This window comes from Halobaculum saliterrae, assembly GCF_009831625.1.
GTDB classification, from domain to species: domain Archaea; phylum Halobacteriota; class Halobacteria; order Halobacteriales; family Haloferacaceae; genus Halobaculum; species Halobaculum saliterrae.
In genome coordinates this window covers 201850-224857 of sequence record NZ_WUUS01000006.1, presented here as the reverse complement: position 1 = coordinate 224857, position 23008 = coordinate 201850, and the positions used below count along the sequence as shown (strand labels likewise).

General features: G+C 69.5%; 19 protein-coding genes, 1 tRNA gene and 1 pseudogene. 17 read left to right on the top strand and 4 right to left on the bottom strand.

All coding sequences use genetic code 11. From position 1 onward, the window contains the following. Nucleotides 1–54: 54 nt before the first annotated feature. The 14 genes from btuC to GRX01_RS11085 all read left to right on the top strand — a co-directional run bounded on the left by btuC (nucleotide 55) and on the right by GRX01_RS11085 (nucleotide 12993). Nucleotides 55–1194 carry a vitamin B12 ABC transporter permease BtuC gene (gene btuC, locus GRX01_RS11140; protein WP_321168044.1) on the top strand — a complete coding sequence of 380 codons (1140 nt, stop codon included), beginning with the start codon at nucleotides 55–57 and terminating at the stop codon, nucleotides 1192–1194. Continuing rightward, nucleotides 1191–2072, top strand: coding sequence for a heme ABC transporter ATP-binding protein (locus tag GRX01_RS11135; RefSeq protein WP_321168043.1), 882 nt, complete (start codon nucleotides 1191–1193; stop codon nucleotides 2070–2072). Before btuC ends, GRX01_RS11135 begins: the two co-directional genes overlap by 4 nt. 166 nt (nucleotides 2073–2238) lie before the next feature. Continuing rightward, complete coding sequence (cobT, locus tag GRX01_RS19195; RefSeq protein WP_321168042.1) at nucleotides 2239–3297, top strand: nicotinate mononucleotide-dependent phosphoribosyltransferase CobT; 1059 nt, start codon at nucleotides 2239–2241, stop codon at nucleotides 3295–3297. Further along, entirely contained in the window at nucleotides 3294–4592 is a 1299-nt protein-coding gene (locus GRX01_RS19190) for a cobyrinic acid a,c-diamide synthase (RefSeq protein ID WP_321168041.1), read from the top strand. The genes cobT and GRX01_RS19190 overlap by 4 nt, the downstream gene beginning before the upstream one ends. Nucleotide 4593: 1 nt before the next feature. After that, nucleotides 4594–5280, top strand: coding sequence for an HAD family hydrolase (locus GRX01_RS11125; RefSeq protein WP_321168040.1), 687 nt, complete (start codon nucleotides 4594–4596; stop codon nucleotides 5278–5280). Then, complete coding sequence (locus GRX01_RS18855; protein ID WP_201289577.1) at nucleotides 5271–6242, top strand: CobD/CbiB family cobalamin biosynthesis protein; 972 nt, start codon at nucleotides 5271–5273, stop codon at nucleotides 6240–6242. Before GRX01_RS11125 ends, GRX01_RS18855 begins: the two co-directional genes overlap by 10 nt. Then, on the top strand, nucleotides 6239–7036 hold the full coding sequence (gene cobS / locus GRX01_RS11120) for an adenosylcobinamide-GDP ribazoletransferase (RefSeq protein WP_321168039.1): 798 nt from the start codon (nucleotides 6239–6241) through the stop codon (nucleotides 7034–7036). The genes GRX01_RS18855 and cobS overlap by 4 nt, the downstream gene beginning before the upstream one ends. Then, nucleotides 7021–7719, top strand: coding sequence for an NTP transferase domain-containing protein (locus GRX01_RS11115; RefSeq protein WP_321168038.1), 699 nt, complete (start codon nucleotides 7021–7023; stop codon nucleotides 7717–7719). Before cobS ends, GRX01_RS11115 begins: the two co-directional genes overlap by 16 nt. Continuing rightward, nucleotides 7716–8729, top strand: a complete 1014-nt coding sequence (locus GRX01_RS11110) for a threonine-phosphate decarboxylase (RefSeq protein ID WP_159667096.1) — start codon at nucleotides 7716–7718, stop codon at nucleotides 8727–8729. Before GRX01_RS11115 ends, GRX01_RS11110 begins: the two co-directional genes overlap by 4 nt. Next, a complete protein-coding gene (locus GRX01_RS11105; protein ID WP_321168037.1) occupies nucleotides 8719–9462 on the top strand; it encodes an adenosylcobinamide amidohydrolase in 744 nt (247 codons plus the stop codon). The genes GRX01_RS11110 and GRX01_RS11105 overlap by 11 nt, the downstream gene beginning before the upstream one ends. 70 nt (nucleotides 9463–9532) lie before the next feature. Next, nucleotides 9533–10267 carry a cob(I)yrinic acid a,c-diamide adenosyltransferase gene (locus tag GRX01_RS11100; protein WP_159667093.1) on the top strand — a complete coding sequence of 245 codons (735 nt, stop codon included), beginning with the start codon at nucleotides 9533–9535 and terminating at the stop codon, nucleotides 10265–10267. Continuing rightward, nucleotides 10267–11823 (top strand): cobyric acid synthase, encoded by a 1557-nt coding sequence (locus GRX01_RS11095; RefSeq protein ID WP_159667090.1) that lies wholly within the window; start codon nucleotides 10267–10269, stop codon nucleotides 11821–11823. The genes GRX01_RS11100 and GRX01_RS11095 overlap by 1 nt, the downstream gene beginning before the upstream one ends. A 30-nt stretch (nucleotides 11824–11853) precedes the next feature. Beyond that, entirely contained in the window at nucleotides 11854–12843 is a 990-nt protein-coding gene (locus GRX01_RS11090) for a class I SAM-dependent methyltransferase (protein ID WP_159667087.1), read from the top strand. Between the two features lie 77 nt (nucleotides 12844–12920). After that, nucleotides 12921–12993: transfer RNA gene (locus GRX01_RS11085), tRNA-Thr, on the top strand. Nucleotides 12994–13458: 465 nt separating this feature from the next. Here GRX01_RS11085 and GRX01_RS11080 read toward each other — a convergent pair. Beyond that, on the bottom strand, nucleotides 13459–13779 hold the full coding sequence (locus tag GRX01_RS11080) for a DUF7344 domain-containing protein (protein WP_449271451.1): 321 nt from the start codon (nucleotides 13777–13779) through the stop codon (nucleotides 13459–13461). Between the two features lie 183 nt (nucleotides 13780–13962). Here GRX01_RS11080 and dph5 point away from each other — a divergent pair, with 183 nt between their 5' ends. Next, the gene (dph5, locus tag GRX01_RS11075; RefSeq protein WP_159667081.1) at nucleotides 13963–14775 is read left to right on the top strand and encodes a diphthine synthase; all 813 of its coding nucleotides are present in this window, start codon (nucleotides 13963–13965) and stop codon (nucleotides 14773–14775) included. Between the two features lie 22 nt (nucleotides 14776–14797). Here dph5 and artA read toward each other — a convergent pair whose 3' ends face one another. The 3 genes and pseudogenes from artA to glmU all read right to left on the bottom strand — a co-directional run bounded on the left by artA (nucleotide 14798) and on the right by glmU (nucleotide 20249). Next, nucleotides 14798–15793: an archaeosortase A gene (artA, locus tag GRX01_RS11070; RefSeq protein ID WP_159667078.1), complete on the bottom strand. Its 996-nt coding sequence runs from the start codon at nucleotides 15791–15793 to the stop codon at nucleotides 14798–14800. Between the two features lie 167 nt (nucleotides 15794–15960). Then, entirely contained in the window at nucleotides 15961–18594 is a 2634-nt protein-coding gene (locus tag GRX01_RS11065; RefSeq protein WP_159667290.1) for a BGTF surface domain-containing protein, read from the bottom strand. Nucleotides 18595–19076: 482 nt separating this feature from the next. Continuing rightward, a pseudogene (glmU, locus tag GRX01_RS11060) lies at nucleotides 19077–20249 on the bottom strand (bifunctional sugar-1-phosphate nucleotidylyltransferase/acetyltransferase). 480 nt (nucleotides 20250–20729) lie between these two features. On the opposite strand from glmU, the gene GRX01_RS11055 reads away from it, so the two are divergent. Together GRX01_RS11055 and GRX01_RS11050 are read left to right on the top strand one after the other, a co-directional pair. Next, entirely contained in the window at nucleotides 20730–21884 is a 1155-nt protein-coding gene (locus GRX01_RS11055; protein WP_159667075.1) for a glycosyltransferase, read from the top strand. Beyond that, nucleotides 21881–23005, top strand: coding sequence for a glycosyltransferase family 4 protein (locus GRX01_RS11050; protein WP_159667072.1), 1125 nt, complete (start codon nucleotides 21881–21883; stop codon nucleotides 23003–23005). The genes GRX01_RS11055 and GRX01_RS11050 overlap by 4 nt, the downstream gene beginning before the upstream one ends. Nucleotides 23006–23008 lie beyond the last annotated feature (3 nt).

The window sequence follows — 23008 nt, the reverse complement described above, 5'->3', positions numbered from 1 at the left end:
CGAGGAAGCCGACAGGACAATAAATACTTACCTACCAAAAGCGCGGTTGCGTTCGTGACACGCGTCTGGCGCCGCACCGCCGGCTACTCCGCCGCCCTGTTCGCGCTCCTCCTCGGGGTCGTAACGGTGAGCGCCGGCATCGGACCGGTGTCGATCCCCGCCGGGACCGTGGTGGCCGTCGTCGCCAACGCCGTCGCGGTCCCGGTGGGCGTCGAGTGGACCGCCACCGCCGTCGACGGCGGGCCGTTGACCGCCGGCCTCCCCCTCCGCGTCGAGTTCGCGCACCCGTTCGCGTTCCCGGTGTCGAGCACACAGGAGGCGATCGTCATGCGGGTTCGGCTCCCCCGGATCCTGCTGGCGGCGTTCGTCGGGGTCGGCCTCGCGTCCGCCGGCACGGTGATGCAGGGCTTCTTCCGCAACCCGATGGCTGACCCGGGGATCATCGGCGTCTCCTCGGGCGCGGCGGTCGGCGCCGTCTCGTGGATCGTCGCGCCCGCGGGAGTGCTGGCGCTGCTCGGGCCGCTCCGGCCGCTCCTGGCCGGCGGCGCCGGGCTCCAGATCGCCGCCTTCTGTGGCGCGCTCGTCGCGGGCTTCGGCGTGTACCTGATCGCCAGCCGCGACGGCCGCACGCCCGTGGCGACGCTGCTGCTGGCGGGCGTTGCCGTGCAGACGTTTCTGGGGGCGGTGGTGTCGTACCTCCTGCTCCACTCGGGGGAGTCGATCCGCCGGGTGACGTACTGGCTGATGGGCCACCTCAGCGGCGCGAGCTGGTCGGAGGTGGCCGCCGTCGCCGTGGTCGTCCCCGCGCTGACGCTCGTGTTGTTCGCGTACGCCCGCGACCTGAACGTGCTCCTGCTCGGGGAGACGGACGCCGTCGCGCTCGGCGTCGACGCCGAGCGGAGCAAGCGCGTCCTGCTGGCCGTCTCGTCGGTGTTGACCGGCGCGGCCGTCGCCGTCTCGGGCGTCATCGGCTTCGTCGGCCTCATCGTTCCCCACGGCGTCCGCCTGCTCGTCGGCCCGGACCACCGCGTGCTCCTGCCCACCAGCGCGCTCGCGGGCGGGAGCTTCCTCGTCGCCGCCGACACGTTCGCGCGCTCGGGCGTCGCGGAGCTTCCCGTCGGCATCGTCACCGCCGCCGCCGGCGCGCCCTTCTTCCTGTACCTGCTGCGGACGCGGGAGGTGTACGACCTGTGATCGATCGGAGCGACGGCGGCTCCGCCCCAGACGACGGCGACCGCGGCCGCGACGGCGCCAGCGACCGCGACGGCGACCCCCCGATGATCGCCGTCCGCGACCTCGTCGTCTCCCGCGGCGGCGAGCGCGTCCTCGACGGCGTCTCGCTGTCGGTCGACCGCGGGGAACTCGTGGGCCTCGTCGGCCCCAACGGCGCCGGCAAGACCACGCTCATCGCCGCCGTGAACGGCACGCTCGGGATCGACGGGGGGACCGTCGAGCTCGACGGCCGCGACCGCCGGGAGCTGTCGCAACGTGAGGTCGCCCGCCGCGTCGCCACCGTCCCGCAGGAGACGAACACGGCGTTCGAGTTCCCCGTCGAGTCGGTCGTCGAGATGGGGCGGACCGCCTACGTCTCCCGGTTCGGGACGACGACCGAGGCCGACCGCGAGGCCGTCGAGCGGGCGATGGAGCGCGCCGAGGTGACGGAGTTCGCCGATCGGTCGGTGACGACGCTGTCGGGCGGCGAGCGCCAGCGGGTGCTGTTCGCCCGGGCGCTGGCCGCCGAGACGCCCGGGCTCCTGCTCGACGAACCGACCGCCAGCCTCGACATCAACCACCAGATCCGGACGCTCGAACTCGTCCGGGAGAGCGTCGACGACGGCAAGGCCGCCCTCGCGGCGATCCACGACCTGAACCTCGCGGCGCGGGTGTGCGACCGGCTCGTGTTGCTCGCGGGCGGTCGGGTGCGAGCGACCGGCACCCCGCGGGAGGTGCTCTCCGACGACGCGCTCGCGGACGCGTTCGGCGTCCGAACGGCCGTCAACGACGACCCCGCCGTCGGCTCGCCGATGGTGACGGCGCTGCGGGACGGCGATCGGGGCGAGGACGGGTCGTGAGCGAGCCGCGACAGGGCGGCTCGCGACCCGTCGCGACGGGGGTCAATCGGAGTTGTTCTAACGCACTCACAATTGTTATACTGGGCGCCGCGTCTCCTACTGACATGCACCAGTCATCGGCGATCGAACGCGGGACGGGCTCCCCCGGACCGCCGGAGGCCCGGACGTGAGGCTCGTCCTCGTCGCCGGGACGACCGAGACCGCGGCGGAGCCGGGGATCAGCGCGGCCGGCGCCGACCCGGAGCTGATGCGACACACGCCCGGGGCGGACCTGGACATCGTGGCCCACGGCGAGCCGACGCTCGCGCCGGTCGTCCCCGTGAGCCCGACGGGCTGTCCGACGCCCGCCGTGATGACCCGCGCCGCGCGGGAACTGCTCGGCTTCGACGTGCTCGCGGTCGACGCCGGCATCGCCGGCCGGACGGGAGCGCCGACTGTCGACGTGGGCGACGGTCCCGGCGCGGACGTGCGGGAGCCGACGGCGGTTCCCGGCGCCGGGGAGACGTACGAGCGGGCGCGCGAACTCGGGGGAGCGCTCCCGGACGACCGGATCGTGATCGGGGAGACGATCCCCGGCGGCACGACCACCGCGCTCGGGGTGTTGACCGCGCTGGACGAGGAGCCGGCGGTGTCGTCGTCGCTGCCGGAGAACCCCCTCGACCTGAAGCGGCGGGTCGTCGCCGAGGGGCTGGACGCCAGCGGGTTCGCCGCCGGCGACGCCGCCGGCGACCCGCTCCGGGCGGTCGCGGCCGTCGGCGACCCCGTGCTCGCGGCGGTCGCGGGGGTGACGACGGGCGCCGTGGAGTCGGGCACGGCGGTGACGCTCGCCGGCGGAACGCAGCTCGCGGCCGCCGCGGCGCTGGTCCGCCACGCCGGCGTGGACGCGCCGCTGACGCTCGCGACCACGTCGTTCGTCGCCGAGGACGACTCCGCCGGAATCGCCGGCCTGACCGACTCGCTTGGCGTCGACCTGACCGTCACGGACCCCGGCTTCGACGGGGTCGACCATCCCGCGATGGCGGCGTACGTCGCCGGCGAGGCGAAGGAGGGCGTCGGCATGGGCGGGGCGCTCCGCCTCGTCGGGGAGTCGGCCGCGTCGATGGCCGACCTCCGCGAGCGGATCGTCGACGTGTACGACCGCCTGCTCGCGGGGACCGAGTCGTCGGAGGGGACGCCGGAGGAGCCGCCCGGGGGGGCGGGGACGGCGCCGGAGGGGGAGCCGTGAGGGGGTTCGTCCTCGGCGGCACCGCCTCCGGCGTGGGCAAGACCGTCGCGACGCTGGCGACGATCCGGGCGCTCGACGCCGCCGGCCACGCGGTCCAGCCGGCGAAGGCCGGCCCGGACTTCATCGACCCGAGCCACCACGAGCGCGTGGCCGGCGTCCCCTCGCGGACGCTCGACGTCTGGCTGCAGGGCGAGGAGGGGCTCCGACGGAACTACCATCGCGGCGAGGGCGACCTGTGTATCGTCGAGGGCGTGATGGGTCTGTACGACGGCGACGGCTCCAGCACGGCCCGGGTCGCCGAGGCGCTCGACCTCCCGGTCGTGCTCGTCGTCGACGCGAAGGCGGGGATGGAGAGCGTCGCCGCGACGGCGCTGGGCTTCCGCGAGTACGCCGCCCATGCCGGTCGGGACATCGAGGTCGCGGGCGTGATCGCCCAGCGCGCCCACGGCGGCCGCCACGAGCAGGGGATCCGCGACGCGCTGCCCGAGGGGATGGCCTATCTCGGACGGATCCCCCCGAACCCGGACCTGGAGATCCCCGACCGCCACCTCGGGCTCCACATGGGCGAGGAGTCGCCGCTTCCCACCGAGGCGCTCGATGCGGCCGCCGAGCACCTCGACGCCGAGGCGCTGGCCGACCTCGCGCGCTCGCCGCCTCGACCGCCCGGGCGCGACCCGCGACCGTCGACCGAGAAGCGGGTCGCCGTCGCCGACGACGCCGCCTTCGCGTTCCGCTACCCGGCGACGCTCGAACGCCTCCGGGAGCGCGCCGAGGTCGCGACCTTCGCGCCGACCCGCGGCGACGCGCTGCCCGACTGCGACGCCGTCTACCTGCCCGGGGGCTACCCCGAGCTCCACGCGCCCGACCTCGCCGACGGCGACGCCCTCGACGACCTCGCGGACCGGGCGGCCGATGGCCTCCCCGTGCTCGGGGAGTGCGGCGGGCTCATGGCGCTCGCGGAGACGTTGACGACCGCCGACGGCGACACCCACGGGATGGCCGGCGTCCTCCCGGCGGACGTGCGGATGCACGACCGGTATCAGGCGCTCGATCACGTCGAGCTCCGCGCCCGCGGCGACACGCTCACCGCCCGGGCGGGCGAGACCCGTCGGGGCCACGAGTTCCACTACTCCTCGGCAGAGGTGGCCGACGACGCCCGCTTCGCGTTCGAGGTCGTCCGCGGCGACGGGATCGCGGAGGGGATGGACGGGCTGACCGAACACCGAACGCTCGGCACGTACGCGCACGTCCACCCCGAGAGCGGCGCGTTCGACTCGTTCCTGGAGGCGATCTGAGGTGGGGGCCGGCGGGTCGGGCGGCGCCGTCGAGAACGACGGCGGCGTCGCCGCCGTCTCGTTCGACCTGTTCGGCACCCTCGTCGACGTCGATGCGCCCGACGATCCGGCCGCGGCCGTCGCCGCCGAGCTCCGCGAACGGGGCGTCGTCGTCCCCAACGACTGGGCGGACGCGTACGCCGAGCCACACCTGGAGTACGCGGAGGGCGTCGAGCGCCCCCTGCACGACCACGTCTCGGCCGCGCTGGCGAGCCGCGACCCGGAGCGCGAGCCGCGCGCGTTCGTCGACGACGCCGCGGCGGCCGTCCGCGCGTCGTTCGATCGGCCGGTCGAGACCAGACCCGGCGCCGCCGAGGCGGTCGCGGCGCTGGCCGGGGAGTACCCCGTCGGCGTCCTGTCGAACTGCAGCGTTCCCGGCCTCGTCGCGCGGACGCTGGAGCGGTCGACCGTCGACGCCGGGGACCTCGACGCCGTGGTCGCCAGCGTCGAGTGCGGGTGGCGCAAGCCCGACGCGCGGGCGTTCGAGGCGGTCGCCGCCGACCTCGGCGTTCCGGCCGGTGGGTTACTCCACGTCGGCGACGACCCGGAGACCGACGGCGGGGCCGTCGGCGCGGGCGCGCGGTTCGTCCTGATCGGGGAGGTGTCGCTCCCGGAACTGCCGTCGGTCGTCGCGGAGCGATGGGGCTGACCGCCCTCGCGGCCGTCGGGCTGGCGGCGGCGCTCGACGCGGCGATCGCGGAGCCGCCAAGTCGCGTGCACCCGATCGCGCTGTTCGGGCGGGTCGTCACCACGGTCGACCGCGAGTGGGCTCGCCCGCGATCCGTCGGCGTCGCCGCCGCGGTCGTCCTCCCGCTGGCGTTCGCGGCGGTCGCGTGGGGCGTCGTCGCGGGCGCCGGACGCGTCGTCGCCGCGAGCGTCGCGTGGACCGGCACCGCCGTCGCGCTCGTCGCCCCCGTCGCCACCGTCGCCACCGCGGTCGTCGCGGGGCTCGCGCTGTTCTCGCTCACGAGCCTGCGGATGCTCGTCGCCGTCGCGAGCGAGGTGGTCGAGGCGGCCGAGCGCGACGCCGACGCCGCCCGCGAGTCGGCGATCGCGCTCGTCGGTCGGGACACGTCGTCGCTGTCGGCCGCCTGGATCCGCAGCGCCGCCGTCGAGAGCGCCGCCGAGAACCTCGCGGACGGACTCGTCGCACCCCTGCTGGCGTTCGCGCTTGGCGCGCAGGCCTCGGTCGCCGTCGGCGTCGCGGCCGCCGCCTGGGTGAAGGGAGTGAACACGCTCGACTCGATGCTCGGCTACCCGGACAAACCGGTCGGCACCGCGAGCGCCCGCCTCGACGACGCGGTTATGTGGGTTCCCGCCCGCGTGTCCGCCGTGTTGCTCGCCGTCGCCGCCGGGTCGCCACGGTCGCTCGTCGACGCCCGACGGTGGGCGCGCGTCCCCGCCTCGCCCAACTCCGGGTGGCCGATGGCGACCGCGGCCGCCGCCCTCGGCGTCCGACTGGAGAAGTCCGGCGCGTACGCGCTGAACCCCGGCGCCGCGCTCCCCTCGCTCGCCGAGGCGCGGCGAGGAGTCCGCGTGGTCGCCGTCGCGGGGGCGCTGGCGTTCCTGCTCGCCGGAGCGGCCGCGGCGGTTGCGGGGGTGGGGTCGTGACCCGGAGCCCCGTCGCCGCCGTCGCCGGCGCGCTCGGCTTTCTCTCCCGCGTCCCCGTCGCCCACAGCGACGCGCGCTGGGACGCGTTCCGGCGCACGCCGGCGGCGATCCCGACCGCCGGCTACCCGATCGGCGCGCTGCTCGCGCTCCCCATCGCGGCGGTCGCGCTGGCGCCCGGCGGGATCGGCGCCGCCGTCCCGACCGAGACGGTCGCGGTGGTGTTCGTCGCGTGGCTGTACGCGCTCACCGGCATCACCCACCTCGACGGCGTCGCGGACCTGGGCGACGCGGCGGTCGTCCACGGCGACGCCGACCGCCGCCGCGAGGTGCTGAAGGACAGCTCCCTCGGCGTCGGCGGCGCGCTCGCGCTCGCGCTGGTCGTCCTCGGACTCGCGGCCGCGGCCGCGCTCGTCGCCGACCTCGCGCGGTTCGCCCCGATCGCCGCCGTCGCGCTCGTGATCGGGACGGAGGTCGCCGCGAAGGCGGCGACGGCGACGCTCGTCTGCGTCGGAGAGGCGCCCCACGAGGGCCTCGGGTCGGCGCTGACGGCCGAGTCAGGTCCGCGCTCGCTGCTCGGGGTCGGCATCGTCGCCGCGCCCGTCGCGCTCGTGGGGTGGCCCGCGCTTGCGCCCGGGATCGCCGTCCTCGTCGCCGCCGCCCTCGTCGCCGCCGCGGCGCTGTGGTGGGCGAGGAGCCGACTCGGCGGCGTCAGCGGCGACGTGCTCGGCGCGACGAACGAGATCGCCCGCGTCGTCGGGCTCCACGTGGGGGTGATCGCGTGGACGCTCTCGTGATGTGCGGCGGCCGGGGCACTCGGCTCGGGGCGGTCGGCGACGGGAGCGAGAAGCCGCTGGTCGAGGTGGGCGACATCCCGATGGTCGACCGCGTGCTCGACGCGCTCGCCGGGAGCCGGGTCGAGGGCGTCCACGCCGTCGTCTCGCCGCACACGCCCGCGACCGCGAGGCACCTCATCGGGCGCGATGACCTGACTGTCATCGAGGCGCCCGGCAACGGCTACGTTTCCGACCTCGGCTACGCGCTGGAGCGGATCGACCGACCCGTGCTCACCGTCGCGAGCGATCTTCCGCTCCTGACGGCCGAGGTGGTCGATCGCGCCCTCGACGCCGCCACCGGCGATACTGGCGACGCCGTCGCCGCTGACGGCGCCGGCGTTGGCACCGCCGACGGCGCCGCCGCATCGCTCGCCGTGTACGTCCCAGTCGACCGCAAGCGCGAGGTGGGCGCGAGCGTCGACGAGCGGACGACGACGGTCGACGGCCGCGAGGTCGTGCCCACCGGGCTGAACGTCGTCGGCGACGAGGACGGAGAGCCTGTCGACGAGAGCGCGCTCGTCGTCGCCGGCGAGGGCCTCGCGGTGAACGCGAACCGCCCGCGCGACCTGCGCGTCGCCGAGGCGCTGCTGCATCGACAGCGCGAGGGAACCGAGATATCTCCCGATCACGGAGACCACCCATGAACTTCGACACCGCACGCGACACGCCTCGCACCCCGCACGGCAGCAGCGACGACCCCGACGTGCTCGACTTCAGCGCGAACACCAACCCCCACGTCCCCGACGGCGCGGCGGCGGCCTACCGCGACGCCTTCGAGTCGGCGCGGACGTACCCGGAGGAGCCGCCCGCGGAGTACCGCCGCACGGCCGCCGAGTACGTCGGCTGCGACCCGGAGGAGGTGGTCCCCACGCCCGGCGGGCTGGCGGCGATCCGGCTGACGATCGATCTCGCCGTGGACCCGGGCGACTCGGTCGCGGTACCGTACCCGAGCTTCGGGGAATACGCCCGCGAGGTGCGCCTGCAGGGCGGCGAGCCCTCGTTCGTTCCGCACGACGAGATACTGGAGGTCGACCCCGCCGAGCACGCCCTCGCGATCGTCTGCAACCCGAACAACCCGACCGGGAACGCCTACGGGGACGACGACCTGCGGTCGTTCGCCGCGCGGTGCCGGAAGGCGGGGACGCCGCTGTTGGTCGACGAGGCGTTCCTCGGGTTCACCGACCGGCCGTCGCTGGCGGGCGCGGACGGCGCGATCGTCGCCCGCTCGCTGACGAAGCTGTTCGGGCTGCCGGGGATCCGCGCGGGGTTCGCCGTCGCGACCGGCGACTGGAGGGAGGCGCTGGCGAACGCCCGCCGCACCTGGAACCTCGGGGCGCCCGCGCTCGCGACCGGCGCCCACTGCATGCGTCGACGGGAGTTCGTCGAGCGCACCCGCGAGCGCGTCGCCGCCGAGCGCGAGCGCATGCGCGCGGCGCTTTCCGACGCGAGATACGGCGTCCACCCCTCGGACGCGCCATACCTCCTGCTCGACGTCGGCGACCGCACGGCGGGTTCGGTCGTCGACGGCGCCGCCGAGGCCGGGATCGCCGTCCGCGACGCGACGACGTTCCGGGGCCTCGAAAGCCACGTCCGAGTGGCGGTCCGGACGCCCACCGAGAACGACCGCCTGTTGGAGGTGCTCCGTGGGCTTTGAGACCGCGGTGGCCGGGGGCGTTCTACGGCTGCGCCGCCCCGACACGCGCTGGCTCTCGACCGGCTGGGACGGCGGCTTCGCGGACGCCCCGGCGGCGTACAACGTCTCCGTCCCCGAGGGGTGGGAGCGGACCGACCTCGACGCGTACGTCGCGGACAGGCTCGCTGACGCCGGGTTCGCTGGGCCGGGAGGCGACCCCACGGCCCCGGCGCTCCTTACGGGCGTCGACATGCGCCACGCGCGAGTCGCGCGCTCGGGTCCGGTCGTCGCGGTCGCGACCGCAGGGGTGTCGAACCCCGCGGCGCTGCCGATGGACGCCGAGGGACGCGAGGAACCGACGGGCGAGTCAGTCGCCGGTGAGGGACCCGAGCGTCCCGGGCGCGGGACGGTGAACGTCCTCGTCGCGACGACCCGGCGGCTCGACGACGGCGCGCTCGCGAACCTCGTCGCGGTCGCCGCGGAGGCGAAGGCCGCGACCCTGCTCGCGACGACGGGGTTCCCGGGGACGACGACCGACGCGGTCGTCGCCGGCAGCGCGCGCGACGGCGACCCCGCGGCGTTCTCGGGGAGCGCGACGACGGTCGGAGGCGCCAGCCGGGCGTGCGTCCGCGACGCCGTCCGGGCGAGCCTGAACTCGCGGTACGCCGCCGGCGACGCGACCGTCCCGGATTCCGTCGCCGACGCAGAACACGGCGTCGTCACCGACCGTGAGACGGAGGTGACGCGCCCGTGAGCCGGCGGAGGACTGTCCCCCGCCGAGCCGATCCGGAACTGTTTGCCGATCCACGCCGTAGGAGACACCCATGCCAGACACGAACGCCGCCCCCGACGACGAGGACCGCGCCGCCGACCGAGCCGAGGAACGAGACGAGGACCCCCGCGCACGGACGCCCGGGAAGGGAGTCACCCCCGCCGCACGCGACATCGAACCGAGCGCGCCCGAGGAGTTCGGGCTGGTGCAGACGTGGTGGGGCGACGGGAAGGGGAAGACGACGGCAGCGCTGGGGATGACGTTCCGGGCCGCCGGCCACGGCTACCGCGTGCACCTCCTCCAGTTCATGAAGGGCGGCGCCGACAGCGTCGAGGACGTCCGCGGCGAGTACAACGCTATCGCCGCGATCCCCGGGATCAGCTACGAGAACTCCGGCCACTACGGCTGGCACGCGATGGCCGACGGCACCGACGAGGACGACCACGCCGCCCGCGCGGCGGCGGGGTTCGAGCGCGCCCGCGAGCTGGTCGACGGGTGGGCCGACGAAGACCTGACGGAGCCGTTGGGGCTCGACGGCGCACCCGAGGACGGCGCGCACATGCTCGTCCTCGACGAGGTGGTGTACGCCGCCAATCGCGGGCTGGTCGACCCGGACGACCTGCTCGATCTGATCGAGTCGAAGCCCGACGCCCTCGAACTCGTCCTCACCGGGGGTCACGAGGAGCCCGAGTACCTCGCCGAGGCCTCGGACCTGATCACGAACGTCCGCAAGGTGAAACACCCCTTCGACGAGGGCCACCGCGCCCGCAAGGGCACCGAGTACTGATGCGCGAAGGAGACCGCGGGAGCGACGTAGACGCCGCCGCGACCCTCCTCGTCGCCGGCACGGCGAGCCACGTCGGCAAGAGCACCGTCGTGGCGGGGCTGTGCCGTCGCCTCGCCGACGCCGGCGTGTCGGTCGCGCCGTTCAAGGCGCAGAACATGAGCAACAACGCCCGCGCCGCGCTCAGGCCCGACGGCGACTGGGGGGAGATCGGCGTCTCGCAGTTCGTGCAGGCGCGTGCGGCGGGGATCACCCCGACGACGGACACGAATCCCGTCCTGCTCAAGCCCCGCGGCGGGGGCGAGAGTCAGCTCGTGATCGACGGCGAGGCGGTCGGCCACTACGAGGCCGGCACCTACTACGACGAGCACTGGGGGACGGCGCGGACGGCCGCCCGCGAGGCGTACGATCGACTCGCGGCCGAGCACGACGTGGTCGTCGCCGAGGGCGCCGGCTCCATCGCGGAGATCAACCTCCACGACCGCGACCTCGCGAACGTCGAGACCGCCCGGTTCGGGGACGCGTCGATCCTCCTGCTTGGCGACATCGAGCGCGGCGGCGTGTTCGCCAGCCTCTACGGCACGCTCGAACTGATGCCCGACGACCTCCGCGAGCGCGTCGCGGCGACGGCGATCACGAAGTTCCGCGGCGACGCCTCCCTCCTCGACCCGGGGATCGAGGAGCTGGAGGCGCGGACGGGCGTGCCCGTCGCGGCGGTGCTCCCGTACGACGACCCCGGGCTCCCCGAGGAGGACAGCGTCGCCCTCCCGGACGGGGACACCCGGACGGTCGTCGGGGACGACGACGGCGTCGCCGACGCGGCCGCGGTGACGGTCGCGGTGCCGCGGCTCCCGCGGGTGTCGAACTTCTCCGATCTCGACCCCCTCACGCGCACGCCCGGCGTCCGGGTCGCGTACGTCCCCCTCGACGCGGACCTCGCGGACGCCGACGCGGTGGTGCTCCCGGGGACGAAGAACACCGTCGACGACCTGCTGGCGCTGCGGGATGCGGGCTTCGACGAGCGACTCCAGGCGTTCGACGGGCCGGTCGTCGGGGTCTGCGGCGGCTACCAGATGCTCGGCGAGCGGATCACGAACGCGGCCGTGGAGGGAACCGGCGACGCCGACGAGGTCGCCGGGGTGGGCCTGCTTCCGGTCGAGACGCGCTTTCGCGAGGACAAGCGCGTCCGGGAGACAGTCGTCTCGGTCGACGGCGCCGGCCCGCTCGCGGGGGTGTCAGGGACGGTGTCGGGGTACGAGATCCACATGGGACGGACGGAGCCCGTGGACGGGGGAGCCGTCGAGACGCCGCTGGAGCCGGGGAGCGCGGCCGTCGGCGACGTGCTCGGCACGTACCTCCACGACGTGTTCGCGACCGAGAGCGTTCGGGAGGCGTTCGTCGACGCCCTGTTCTCGCACACGGGGCGCGAGCGGCCCACGGAACACGGCCCGGAGCGTGACCCGTACGAGGCGGCCGCGGCGCTCGTCGCCGACCTCGACGTGTCGGCCCTGCTCGGCGACGACGCGCACGCGGCGTCGGAGCCGAACGCGGACCGGTAGCCCTTTTCGCGCGGCCGGCCGAGGCCGGGTATGACCACGCCGTGCGTCCGCGCCCCCGTCCGCGAGGGCGAGGCGACGAGAGCCGCGCTCGCCGAGCGCGACCTGCTCGACGGCGACCGCGAGATCGAGGTCGAGGACGGCGATATCTTCGTTCCCGTCGTCGACGCCGCCGCCGCGCGCGACGCCGGCTACGAGGTCGTCGACCGCGAGACCGACGAGCGCGACGGACCGACGCCGCCCGCGGAGGTCCTCGGGTTCGAGCCCTCCTACGAACGCCTCGGCGACATCGTGATCCTCGACGAGGACGACCCCGAGCGCGCACGCCGGATCGCCGACGCGATCGTCGAGTCGGACGTGCCCTGCGAGGCGGTTCTCAACCGCGCCTCGAAGGTCGCCGGCGAGTACCGCGTCCGCGAGTGGGACGTGCTCCACGGCGACAGTACGGAGACGGTCCACCGGGAGTACGGCCACGAGTTCGCGCTCGACGTCGCCGAGGTGTACTTCTCGCCGCGCCTCGCCACCGAGCGCCACCGCGTCGCCGAGCAGGTCGGGGGCGGCGAGCGCGTCGTCGACATGTTCGCGGGCGTGGGCCCGTTCGCGGTGCCGATGGCCGCCCGCGGCGCCGAGGTGGTCGCCTGCGACGTGAACCCCGCCGCCATCGAGTACCTCCGCGAGAACGCCGAGCGCAACGGCGTCGCCGACCGCGTCACCGCACTGGAGGGCGACGTGCGCGGGACGACCGCCGACTACGACGGCTGGGCCGACCGGGTCGTGATGAACCTCCCCCACACCGCGAACGAGTTCCTCGACACCGCGGTGCGACTCGCCGACGATGACTGCGTGCTCCACCTCTACGACATCGCCCACGAGGACGACCCCTTCGGTCCCGGTGAGCGGGCGATCCGAGCGGCCGCCGAGCCCGCGGGCTACGAGGTCGAGGTGCTGACGCGTCGGGCGGTCCGGTCGTACGCGCCCCACGAGGAGAACGTCTGTCTGGACGTGCGGATCCGCCGGTCGTAACGGCGTGTGAGTCCGGGTCACGGCGACGCACATTCGCAACCCTTATTCCCGTCATGGCAGTACGACTGATCGCACGCGCCGGTGTAGCTCAGCTGGCAGAGCGATTCCTTCGTAAGGAATAGGCCGAGGGTTCAAATCCCTCCACCGGCTTCTTCTGCCGAACGAAGTGAGGCTGGAGAGCCTCGCGTGGAGGGATTTGGGGTAGGTCGGAGCGAGCTCCGACCGTGGTTCACAATCCCCTCCACCGGCTTTCCGTTCCGGCGTCTTTTGGAAGGTGTACAAATGACCAATAGCGGGTGTGGAACTGGCATTTTCGGGGTTCCTCCACTCTCGTCGCACCACGTTTGACTCGGCGTTTCGGCCGGGGTCGCCGCCGACGTTCGGCTCGGTCACAGGGCCGTGGGCGGGCGATAGCCCGGTCCAAGGACGCCGAGTAGCGGGGGAACGCCTCGGGTGTCGATCGGTCCTCCCGCGACTTCGTGTGATCGGAGTCGACCCACACCCCGATCTGGAGCCGGCGGCTGTGAATCGGCCGGGAGGGAGGTTGCGAATTCAGCACAGGGAACTGTCCGGAGGACGGCAAGCCGGATCGAGGGAGACGCCGGAAGGGGTAGACTACGTCGTACAGTCGAGGAACCCGAGTTGCTGGAGTTTCGAGATCAACTCGCAGTTCCGCGACCGGATCACTCCGCTTCGCTCGTCGTACTCGACGAACCCCGCCCGCTCCAGTTTCGGCAGGTCCGTGTGATACAGGTTCGTCTCAACGGCCTCCACGGACGAGTCGAGCGTCGCCCCGATGTGCTCGGAGACCTCGTTGAGGGACATCGTCTCTCCCTCCGAGCGGGCAAGGAGACACAACACGTGCCGCCGGTGTCGGTCGGCTAACGCCTCGAACACTGCATCGGCCGAGGATCGGCTATCCAACGTGATCTTCATCTCACATAATAGTTCCACGTTCGGGGGTTAAAAAACAGGGCAATTCCCGATAAATCAGGTCCCGTACTGTCCGCATACTCCGTGGGCAACGAACCGAGCTACTCCCTTCACTTCGACCCGTGGTTCTGAGGCGACGCCGTGCCGGAGCGAAACCGGGAAGCGCCGGGCGGGCGTTCTTCGGGCATGCTCACCTTCATCGGCCTCGGCCTCTGGGACGAGCGCTCGGTCACCGTGGAGGGTCGAGAGGCTCTCCGGTCGGCCGACCGTGTCTTCGCGGAGTTCTACACCAGCCGCCTCGCGGGCACCACCGTCGAGGAACTCGAAACCCACCACGGGATCGACATCGAGGTCCGTGACCGCGCGGGCGTCGAGCGGGACCCGGAGCCGATCCTCGATGCGGCCGCCGACGGAGAGGTCGCCTTCTGCACCGCCGGCGATACGATGATCTCGACGACCCACGTCGACCTCCGCGTTCGGGCGGCCGAACGCGGCATCGACACCCGCGTGATCCACGGGATCACCGCCCAGTCGGCCGCCTCGTCGCTGACGGGGTTGCAGAACTACCGCTTCGGGAAGGCCGTGACCCTGCCGTTCGAGTACGCCCACGGGGCGGAGGGAACCCCACAGAGCGTGATCGACGGGATCGAGGCGAACCGCGAGCGCGGCCTTCACACGCTGGTGTATCTGGACATCAAGGTCGCCGGCTCCTCTCCTGCCGGGCCCGCGGAGGGCGAGGCCGACGAGTTCATGACCGCCGACCACGCCGCCGCGGCGCTGGCGCGCGACTGGGACGAGGACGCCGTCGGGGTGGCGGTCGCGCGAGCCGGGAGCCCCGAGCCGGTCGTCGCCGCCGACACGCTCGCGGCGCTCGCCGAGCGCGACTTCGGCGACCCGCTGCACATGCTCGTGGTTCCGGGCGAGTTGCACCACCTGGAGGTCGAGGCGCTCGCGGCGTTGGCCGGGTGTCCGCGGGACGCGTTGCCGGCGGTCGAGTGAGACGCGATCGGGGCGAGTCGGACTACTCCCGACCGGTCCGGCCGCCGTCGGTCCGCACCGGTTCCCTCGGCAGGTCCAGCGACTCCAGCAGGTCGTACTCCTCCTTGGTGACCATGTACAGCACGTCCTCGATCACGGTGACGAGCTCCGGTAGCTCGCGGACGACGAGGTAGGTGACGCCCACGAGCGCGACGACCGCGAGCACCTGCGAGATGACCCGGTCCGAGAGGAAGAAGGACACCATGTACGGGTCGGAGGAGCCGAACAGGAACAGCACCTCGTCGACGAACAGCTGGAGGTACTGGTTGCCGAAGGCGATCCCGATGAACGTGGTTCGGGCGATGTTCAGTCCCCAGATGATCGGGATCGAGACGGCCAGCGCGCGGAGCTTCCGGCCGAGAGGAGCATGCACCGCGGCGATGAGTCCCGCGAAGATGGCCATGCTCCCCAGTCCGGTGCACGCGAGGACGATCTCGAACAGCAGCCCGTGGCCGTCGGCCGTGACGAACCGGTAGGCGTTCCGGTAGCCGAGGATCGGCCCCTCGACCAGCGCGGGCTCGTAGCCGAACTGCGCCATCGCCCAGCCGGTCTGTCCGGTGACCACGAGGATCAGCCCGCGCTTGAGCGGCTCGATCGACTCGAACGGGAAGTAGACGATCCCCATCGCGGCGACCGCCCGCGAGAGCACCAACAGCGAGTCGCGACCGTTCCACAGCAGCCACCCGGCGTACAGACACGCCGGGACGGCGAGCAGGGAGAGCACGCCCTCGACGTAGCTCTTCTGGGTGAACGCGAAGTGCGGGAACAGCGCCAGCCAGAAGCCGGCGAACAGCACCCAGCCGGCGGTCGCGAGCGTCCGCTCGGGGGGCGTCTCGAACGCGTCGAGCCGCCCTCGGAGGGTCGCGAGCGTGCCCGCGTCGCCGCCGACGCGACGGCGGCGAACGTACTCGACGCCCGCGCCGGCGAGGAACGTCGCGATCACCACCCACCCCAGCAGGTCGGTGTAGATACTCGCCATTCGTTGTTCGTGAATCGGCGGTGTCGGGTAAAGCCCTTGTCGTCTCGTGTGTGTCGAGCACCGAGGCGACGCGATGGACGGCGCCGTCGCTGGCCGGTGTGAGCGCGTCGAAAGAATGGGTCCGCGGAAGCGGACGTGACCGGGTTACGGCCGGTCAGTCGTGGTCGTTAGTTGTCGCGGCGGACTGCCAGCAGCGCAGCGCCGATGAGGGCGATGACTGCCAGCACGGCGCCGAAGCCGGGCGTCGACGTCGAAGTCTCGGTCGACTCCGTCGTCGTCATGCCGCCTTCGTCAGCCTCGGTGGCCGTCGCGGTGGCCGTCGCCGTCTCCGTGGCCGTGGCCGTCGCGGTCGCCGTGGCCGTTGCCGTCGCGGTTGCCGTCTCCGTGCCTTCCGTGGCGGTGGCCGTCGGCGTGGCCACGCTCTCGACAACGTTGCCGTCGGCGCTCACAACGGACGTGCCGCCCTGGCGGACGGTCACGGTGAACGTGTCACCCGCGGACTGGTCCGCGAAGTTGAACGAGGCGTTGAAGCTGCCATCAGCCTGAACAGTCACGGTCTCCGTGTTGAAGAACCGCGGCTGCGTGTTGTCCGTGGAGCGGACGCGGATGGTCAGCTCGGTCCCCGGCGCGTAGTTGGTCGTGCCGGTGATCTGCTGCTCGTCAGCGGCCGTGACGTTCACGGGGTCACTGTCGAGCGAGGTGTCGGCCGACTCGACCTCGAAGGTCGCGTTGACCGACTCCTGGTCCTCCTCGTCGGAGGAGCCGAGCAGGCGTGCGCTGTCGACCGTGAAGGTAGCCTCGAACTCGTCACCGTCGCTCAGCGAAACGTCGTTCCCGCTGCGGGAGACGTTGAGGTCGCTGTCGCCGGTGTTGACCGCGATGTAGTAGGCACCGTCGCCCTCGACGAGCGTGACGGCGTCACCCGAGTCGGTCAGGTTGATGACCTTCGGGTCGCGGTTCTGGATCGGGTTCGTCTGCTCAACGGTCACGTTGACGCCGTTACCGAGAGCGGCGCTGAGGTTACCGTTTGCGGCGATAGCGCCCTCCAGGCCACTCGCGGTGACCTGGTGGACGACGTAGTCGCCGGCCGTGATGGTGTCGTCCTGCGTGACGGCACCGTCCTCGATGAGCGACGCGATGTCGGATTCCTCGACGCCGTCTTCGCCGTCAGCGTCGAGGTCGGCAGCGCTGGGCGCCGTCCACAGCTGCATGCTGTCGGTGGAGCGCTCGGCGATGAACATCGTGCCGATGTCCTGCGGCGAGTCAAGCGTCGTCTGCGCGTCGGACGCCGTGCTCGTCGCAATCGTGTACTCACCAGTCGAGAGGATCGCGGAGATCGTCTCCTGGTCAGAGCTGCTGTCGAATTCAACCGTGTCGTCACCCGTGGCGGAGACGACAGTACCCAGACTGCTGCTGCCAGCCGAGAAGGTGTTGAACTCGATGGTGACCTCGTCGTCGTCGTCCTCGTCAGTCACGGAGACGTTGGCCTGGTAGCCGTCGTCCTCGAGACTGCCGATGACGACCGTCGCGGTGTCAGCGTTGCCGCTGAGGGAGACGTTGATCTCCGCGACGTCACCCTGCGCGACCTCGATGTTACCCTGCTCGAATTCAGCCTCACCGTCGCCGACATCGTTCACCGTGATGTTGGCGGAGTCGGAGACGCCGGTGTCCTCGACGGTCGAGGTGATCGTGTAGTTGCCCGCGTCGACGCCCGAGAAGTTCGCCGTGAAGGCGTCCTCCGCGGAGCCGGCGACGGTCAGCTCGTCGGCGTCGTCGCTGTCGACGTCCTCAACGGTACCGGCACCGCCGAGAATGTCCTGCAGCGTCGACGCGTCGACGGCGTCACCCTGGTACTCGGCCTCGAGCACGTGGGTGTACTGCGCACGGTTGGAGTCAGCCTCGAAGTCGACCTCGACCGAGTCGCTCGGACCGGAGTTGTCGACCGAGTCGGCGCTGAAGTCGACCGAGATCTCCTGCTGCGTCAGCTCGAAGGAAACCCGGTTGTTATCGCCAGTGATGAAGTAGTCACCAGTCTGACGACCGTCCGTGCTGAACGTCACGAAGCCGTCACTGTTGACGGTCTTCTGTGAGACGAGCGTGGAACCGGAGTCGGTCACACGGCGGAGCGAAACCTGGGTGTTGGCACTGTGCTCGTCAGTACCGACAACCTGGCCTGCCCAGACGAGCGTGTTGTTGTTGCTCGAGTTGACAACTGTGTCGGCAGCCGACCTGTCCTGACCAGTGTTGGAGACCGTCAGGTCCGGACCTGCGTCCGCCAGCACGATGTCGCTGCCGCCACTGTCGAGGACAGTACCGCGGTAGTTGTAATCCGTGGCAGTGGTGACAGCAGGCGTGCTGAACGAGTAGGTGAACGTAACGGTCACCGTGTCGTTCTGGACACCGCTGTCGGTGCCAGTCGTGACGCGGAGTGTGTCGGCGACACCGTCACCGTCCTGCCCGTCGACCGGGTTACTGGAGACGCTGGCGGAGTAGTCGCCGTTGTCACCGTTGACAGTGGCCGAGCTCACGCTGAGCGAGCCAGCCTGAGCAATACTGTTCGGGATGTTGACGTGGAACGTGTCCGTGTCACCATCGTCCGTTGTCACGTCGTCAAACGTGACCGATACCGTTTCGCCGTTGAACGACGAACTCTCGTTGACCGGGTCAGTGGAGTACGTCGCTCCACTGACGGAGTTCGCCGCAGCGGCCGTCCCTGCGAACGCGACAGTGCCAGCGAAGACGCTGAACACCATCAGCGCTGTCAGGAACAGCGCGCGGATCTTGTCGTTAGTTTCTGTCATGGTTTGTCTGAGTCGCACTGCAAGCGGCGACAACACCGATCTCCCAAGCCTGCTCCAGAACGCCCGCGAAGCGGACTTGGCGGGGGGGACTATGTGCTGTCACCATGGGTAGGGGTACGCACATAACCAACATCGGACCTTATAAATCTCTTGTGGTAATTCGGACGGCGCGTCAACGCTTCACACACCCGTTTTCGGGGGTGTCGGCCGTTCTCGGTCGAACCTGGGGTAAGTACTTTGTGGGGTATATGTGTTACAATACCACGGTCGTAGTCGCCAGAACAGGGGGCTGATCCCTCGCGCGCGGCCGCCGCGACTGTGACCAGCCTTCCACGCACGTACTCCCCGAGGATTTCTCGGACGTGTCTCCGAACACGAACGAACTCACACCTGTCACCGAACTGGCTCGGGCAGTACCAGCGGTTTCCATGCCCAGTCTGTACGTTCCAATCCCACCGACGAGCTCGGGCCTCCGTGCGGCCTCAGTTATCGGCGCCCTCGGTTCGATCGCGCAACACGCGCTCGGCCGGACCGGTCCGTGTGTCCGTCCCCAGCTTCACGCCCGCATTGAGGCTCGTCTGGATGCCCGTCTTCACCCCGTCACCGCAGACGACGCCGAACTTGCGACGACCGGTGGACACGAGTTCCCCTTTCACCAGCGCCCGCACGTCCGCGTCGTCGTGCCGAAGGTTCGCGACCGTGGTCCCCGCGCCGAAGTTCACGTCCCGTCCGAGGAGGCTGTCGCCGACATAGGAGAGGTGCCCGACCGTCGCCCCTTGCATGAGTACGCTGTTTTTCACCTCGACGCTGTGGCCCACCGACGCGTTCGATTCAGAGTGTTCGCCCGCGCACGTACGCGTTCGGCCCGACGCTGGCGCCCGACCGGATCAGCGCGGGTCCCTCGATCACGACGCCGGCGTCGACCTCGGTGCCCGCCTCGACGACGACGTCGCCGCGGAGATCGGCGTCCGCGTGGACCTCGCCGTCGATCCGGCGCTCCAGCTCGTCGAGCTTCCACTCGTTGGCCGCCAGCAGCTCCCACGGTCGGCCCACGTCGAGCCAGCGGTCGAACGGGACCGCACGCACATCCATCTCCGCGCAGGCACGTTCGAGGACGTCCGTGAGTTCGAGCTCGCCGCGCTCGCTCTCGCCCACGTCGAGCCATCCCTGGGCTTCGGCGGGGAAGACGTACGCGCCGGCGTTGATCAGATCCGACGGGGGGTCGGCGGGCTTCTCGGTCACGCCCGTCACACGGACGTCGTCGCCGGTCCCCTCGGCGTGCAGCACGCCGTAGGCGCTCGGATTGTTGACCCGGTAGGAGCCGACGGCGGGCGCCGACTCGTACAGCGTCGCCAGCGACTCGGTATCGTACAGCGCGTCGCCGTTGAGCACGGCGAACGGGCCGTCGTCGAGCCGGGCCGCCCCCGCGCGGACGGCGTCGGCGGTGCCGCGCTGCTCGGACTGTTCGGCGAACGCCACGGGACGCCGTCGAACTCGTCGCCGAAGTACGAGCGGACCGCGTCGGCCTCATAGCCGACGACGATCACGAGCCGGGAGGCGCCGGCCGCGACCGCGGCCTCCGCGGTGTGGGCCGAGAGGGGCTTGCCGGCGACGGGCAGCATCGGCTTCGGGCGGCGGTCGGTGAGCGGACGCATCCGCGTTCCCTAGCCGGCGGCGAGGATGACGGTCTGCATGGATAGTGCCATCGCCGGCCGATGCAAATCGGTTGTGGCTGCGGGACGACACGGATCTGGCTTGGTGGAGGATATCGGAATAACGTATAGTAGTAGTGAAATAGATACTATTGAGATACCGATATAGCGGGAGTACGATCCGAACTTATGGACAACACCGGACGTAATCAGCTGTGTTATTGGACGGTTGAAACTTAGTAGCGCTCACAACCGGCCAGGTTCACCCCGGTCGTATACAAGAATAAAGCAACTCGCCAATTAATAGTAGAAGTGCAATTAGTTGTATAGCTCAAACCGCACAACGTCCAGTACGATCTGTTTCTACGCCGAACCATTGAGGGTACTTCACCGGAGGTGCTTATGCAAGCGATTCATGTCGGACCAATGACAACGGGGCGGTTAACCATGGTACTTTTCTCACTCCTACGAAACGTGTCGCGTATGGAAGACGGGCCGGCTGTGGGCTATGATGAACTTGACGTGGCACTTGCCCACTGGCACGTCAACGCTTGGGGTGGGGCGGAATACCTTGTGACCAAAATGGCAGAGACACTAGGTGTCGATCAGATCTATACCGTCGGAGTCCCCTCTCCGGAGGGCCCCAATCCTTACGGTGATGTTTCGTTTTATGACGTGACTGTAGATCTGTCATTCCCTAGCATACGGCGATTCCAGTCGCGGATCGACCGTGTATTCGAGTATTCTCTGTGGGAGGATGTCGACTGGCGCGAGTATGGCCATCCGGACGTACTCATTACATCGGGAGCGACTACTCGCGCTGTGATCACACCTGATGACGTGTTGCACATCAACTACTGCCACTCCCCTCCGCGGTGGTTCTATGACCTGTACCACGACCGGAAAGATTCTTTACTCGGATTGCTGTCGCGGCCACTCATCAGACACCTCCGAACACGAGACGTAACGGTAGATCCCCGTGTCGACTACTACTTTGCCAACAGTCCGATTATTGCTCGACGACTGCGCAAATACTACGATCGAGAAGCACACATTCTGTATCCACCGGTTCCGCTAGAAAAGTACCGTAATGAGGGGGATGAGGGGTTCTACCTGCATCTTGGAAGGTTGGACAATGAAAAGGGGGTTTTGGCTATTGTGAAAGCCTTTGAACAGTCGAACGAAGAGATTCGATTTGTCGGTGGCCGTGGTGACGTGGATCAATCAGTAGTCGATCAGATAGAAGGGTCAAGAAACATGTATTATGAAGGGTTTGTCTCCGAAGAACGGAAGTTGGAATTGCTCGCAACGTGTACTGCAGTCGTGTTTAACGGTCGCAACGAGGATTTCGGTATTGTACCGATTGAGGCTAACGCGAGTGGAAAAGCCGTACTAACACGTAACGAGGGGTTTCAAGGCGTGTTCGTCGAAGAGGGGGTCAATGGTTATCTTCATGATGGCAGTGCTGACGGCATCGTAGACGCGATACACAGACACAAACGAGCACCACTTACAATTTCAAAATCACGGGTGGAGCCGTTCTCTTTGACGACGTTCGACACTCGCTTGCACAGTTTGATCACGGAGTGGCATCGGAATCACCAGCTGGGATCCGACCCTGCAGAGGAAGAAGTATGAACATCGGGATCTACTCCCCGAGAGTCGGGTTCGCAAACAGCGGCGGTACCGAGACCGTCGTTCGGGAGCTGACAAAACAACTCACCGGTCGTCACGATATCACCCTGTACACAGGGACTGGGAATATCCTCCCGGAAGTCGAGCGGATGGATGCTGACATCGTCCAAGTCGACTTGATCCCCAAAGAAAGTCGATTGAACGAGCGAGTGTGTAGTTACACGCCCCTCATGTCGGCCGAAGTTGAATCGCTGTCGATGTTTTGGAACGTACTGCGGAGTGATGTACGTGATGCTCTCAACAGAGAAGATATCGTTTCAACACATTACTACCTGGATAATCTCCTTCTCTCCCGAACGCTCTCTGTGCCGAACGTGTTTCACATTCCGGGAATCAGGCACTCGTCGATCCGGTGGAAGCTGATGGGCCGATTTGCTCAGCCTGACTCATATCTCGCTACTAGCAAGGACACAAAACAACGTGCCGAGGACTGGCTTGGTGTCTCCGTCGATGGAATTGTTTACCCATCTGTAGACAGGGACCAGTTCAACCCCGATGTGAAGCCTGCAGTGACGGAGGACGATCCCATCGTGATGTTCGTTGGTCGTTTGCAGGATGGGAAAGGGGTACCCGATCTCCTCGACGCATATGCGCAGCTTGTGAGCCCGGCTGTCTTGTATATCGTTGGCGATGGTCCATTAAGAGCTGAACTCGAACAGCGCGCACACGACATCGGGATTGCGGATTGTGTCCGGTTTACCGGTGCTGTCGAACATGAAGCGATCCACCAGTACTTCGCGGCGTGCGATGTGTTCTGTCTACCATCGTATCATGAAGGATTCCCGGTCGTTAACCTCGAAGCGCTAGCTTCCGGTAAGCCAATCGTCAGCACCGATATCAACGCGATCGCAGAGCAGGTTACTGAGGGAAAGAACGGGTATCTCGTCTCCCCAGGCGACGTCAATGGGCTTACTGAGGCATTGGATCGCCTGCTTGGTGACGGGCCTCGCCGGGAGCGGTTCGGCCGAGTGAGCAGGGAGGTGTCTGAGAAATTCACTTGGGACCGACAGGCAGAAATCTTGGAGATGCACCTCCAGCGAATTGTCAACGACAATGTCGAATGAACG

Bases quoted from the DNA above. Each gene is read 5' to 3' on its own strand.
- GRX01_RS11055 (WP_159667075.1), top strand. From the start codon at position 20,730: ATGGAAGACGGGCCGGCTGTGGGCTATGATGAACTTGACGTGGCACTT.
- GRX01_RS11065 (WP_159667290.1), bottom strand. From the start codon at position 18,594: ATGACAGAAACTAACGACAAGATCCGCGCGCTGTTCCTGACAGCGCTG.
- artA (WP_159667078.1), bottom strand. From the start codon at position 15,793: ATGGCGAGTATCTACACCGACCTGCTGGGGTGGGTGGTGATCGCGACG.
- GRX01_RS11095 (WP_159667090.1), top strand. From the start codon at position 10,267: ATGCGCGAAGGAGACCGCGGGAGCGACGTAGACGCCGCCGCGACCCTC.
- GRX01_RS18855 (WP_201289577.1), top strand. From the start codon at position 5,271: ATGGGGCTGACCGCCCTCGCGGCCGTCGGGCTGGCGGCGGCGCTCGAC.
- GRX01_RS11100 (WP_159667093.1), top strand. From the start codon at position 9,533: ATGCCAGACACGAACGCCGCCCCCGACGACGAGGACCGCGCCGCCGAC.
- GRX01_RS11110 (WP_159667096.1), top strand. From the start codon at position 7,716: ATGAACTTCGACACCGCACGCGACACGCCTCGCACCCCGCACGGCAGC.
- GRX01_RS11080 (WP_449271451.1), bottom strand. From the start codon at position 13,779: ATGAAGATCACGTTGGATAGCCGATCCTCGGCCGATGCAGTGTTCGAG.
- GRX01_RS11050 (WP_159667072.1), top strand. From the start codon at position 21,881: ATGAACATCGGGATCTACTCCCCGAGAGTCGGGTTCGCAAACAGCGGC.
- dph5 (WP_159667081.1), top strand. From the start codon at position 13,963: ATGCTCACCTTCATCGGCCTCGGCCTCTGGGACGAGCGCTCGGTCACC.
- GRX01_RS11090 (WP_159667087.1), top strand. From the start codon at position 11,854: ATGACCACGCCGTGCGTCCGCGCCCCCGTCCGCGAGGGCGAGGCGACG.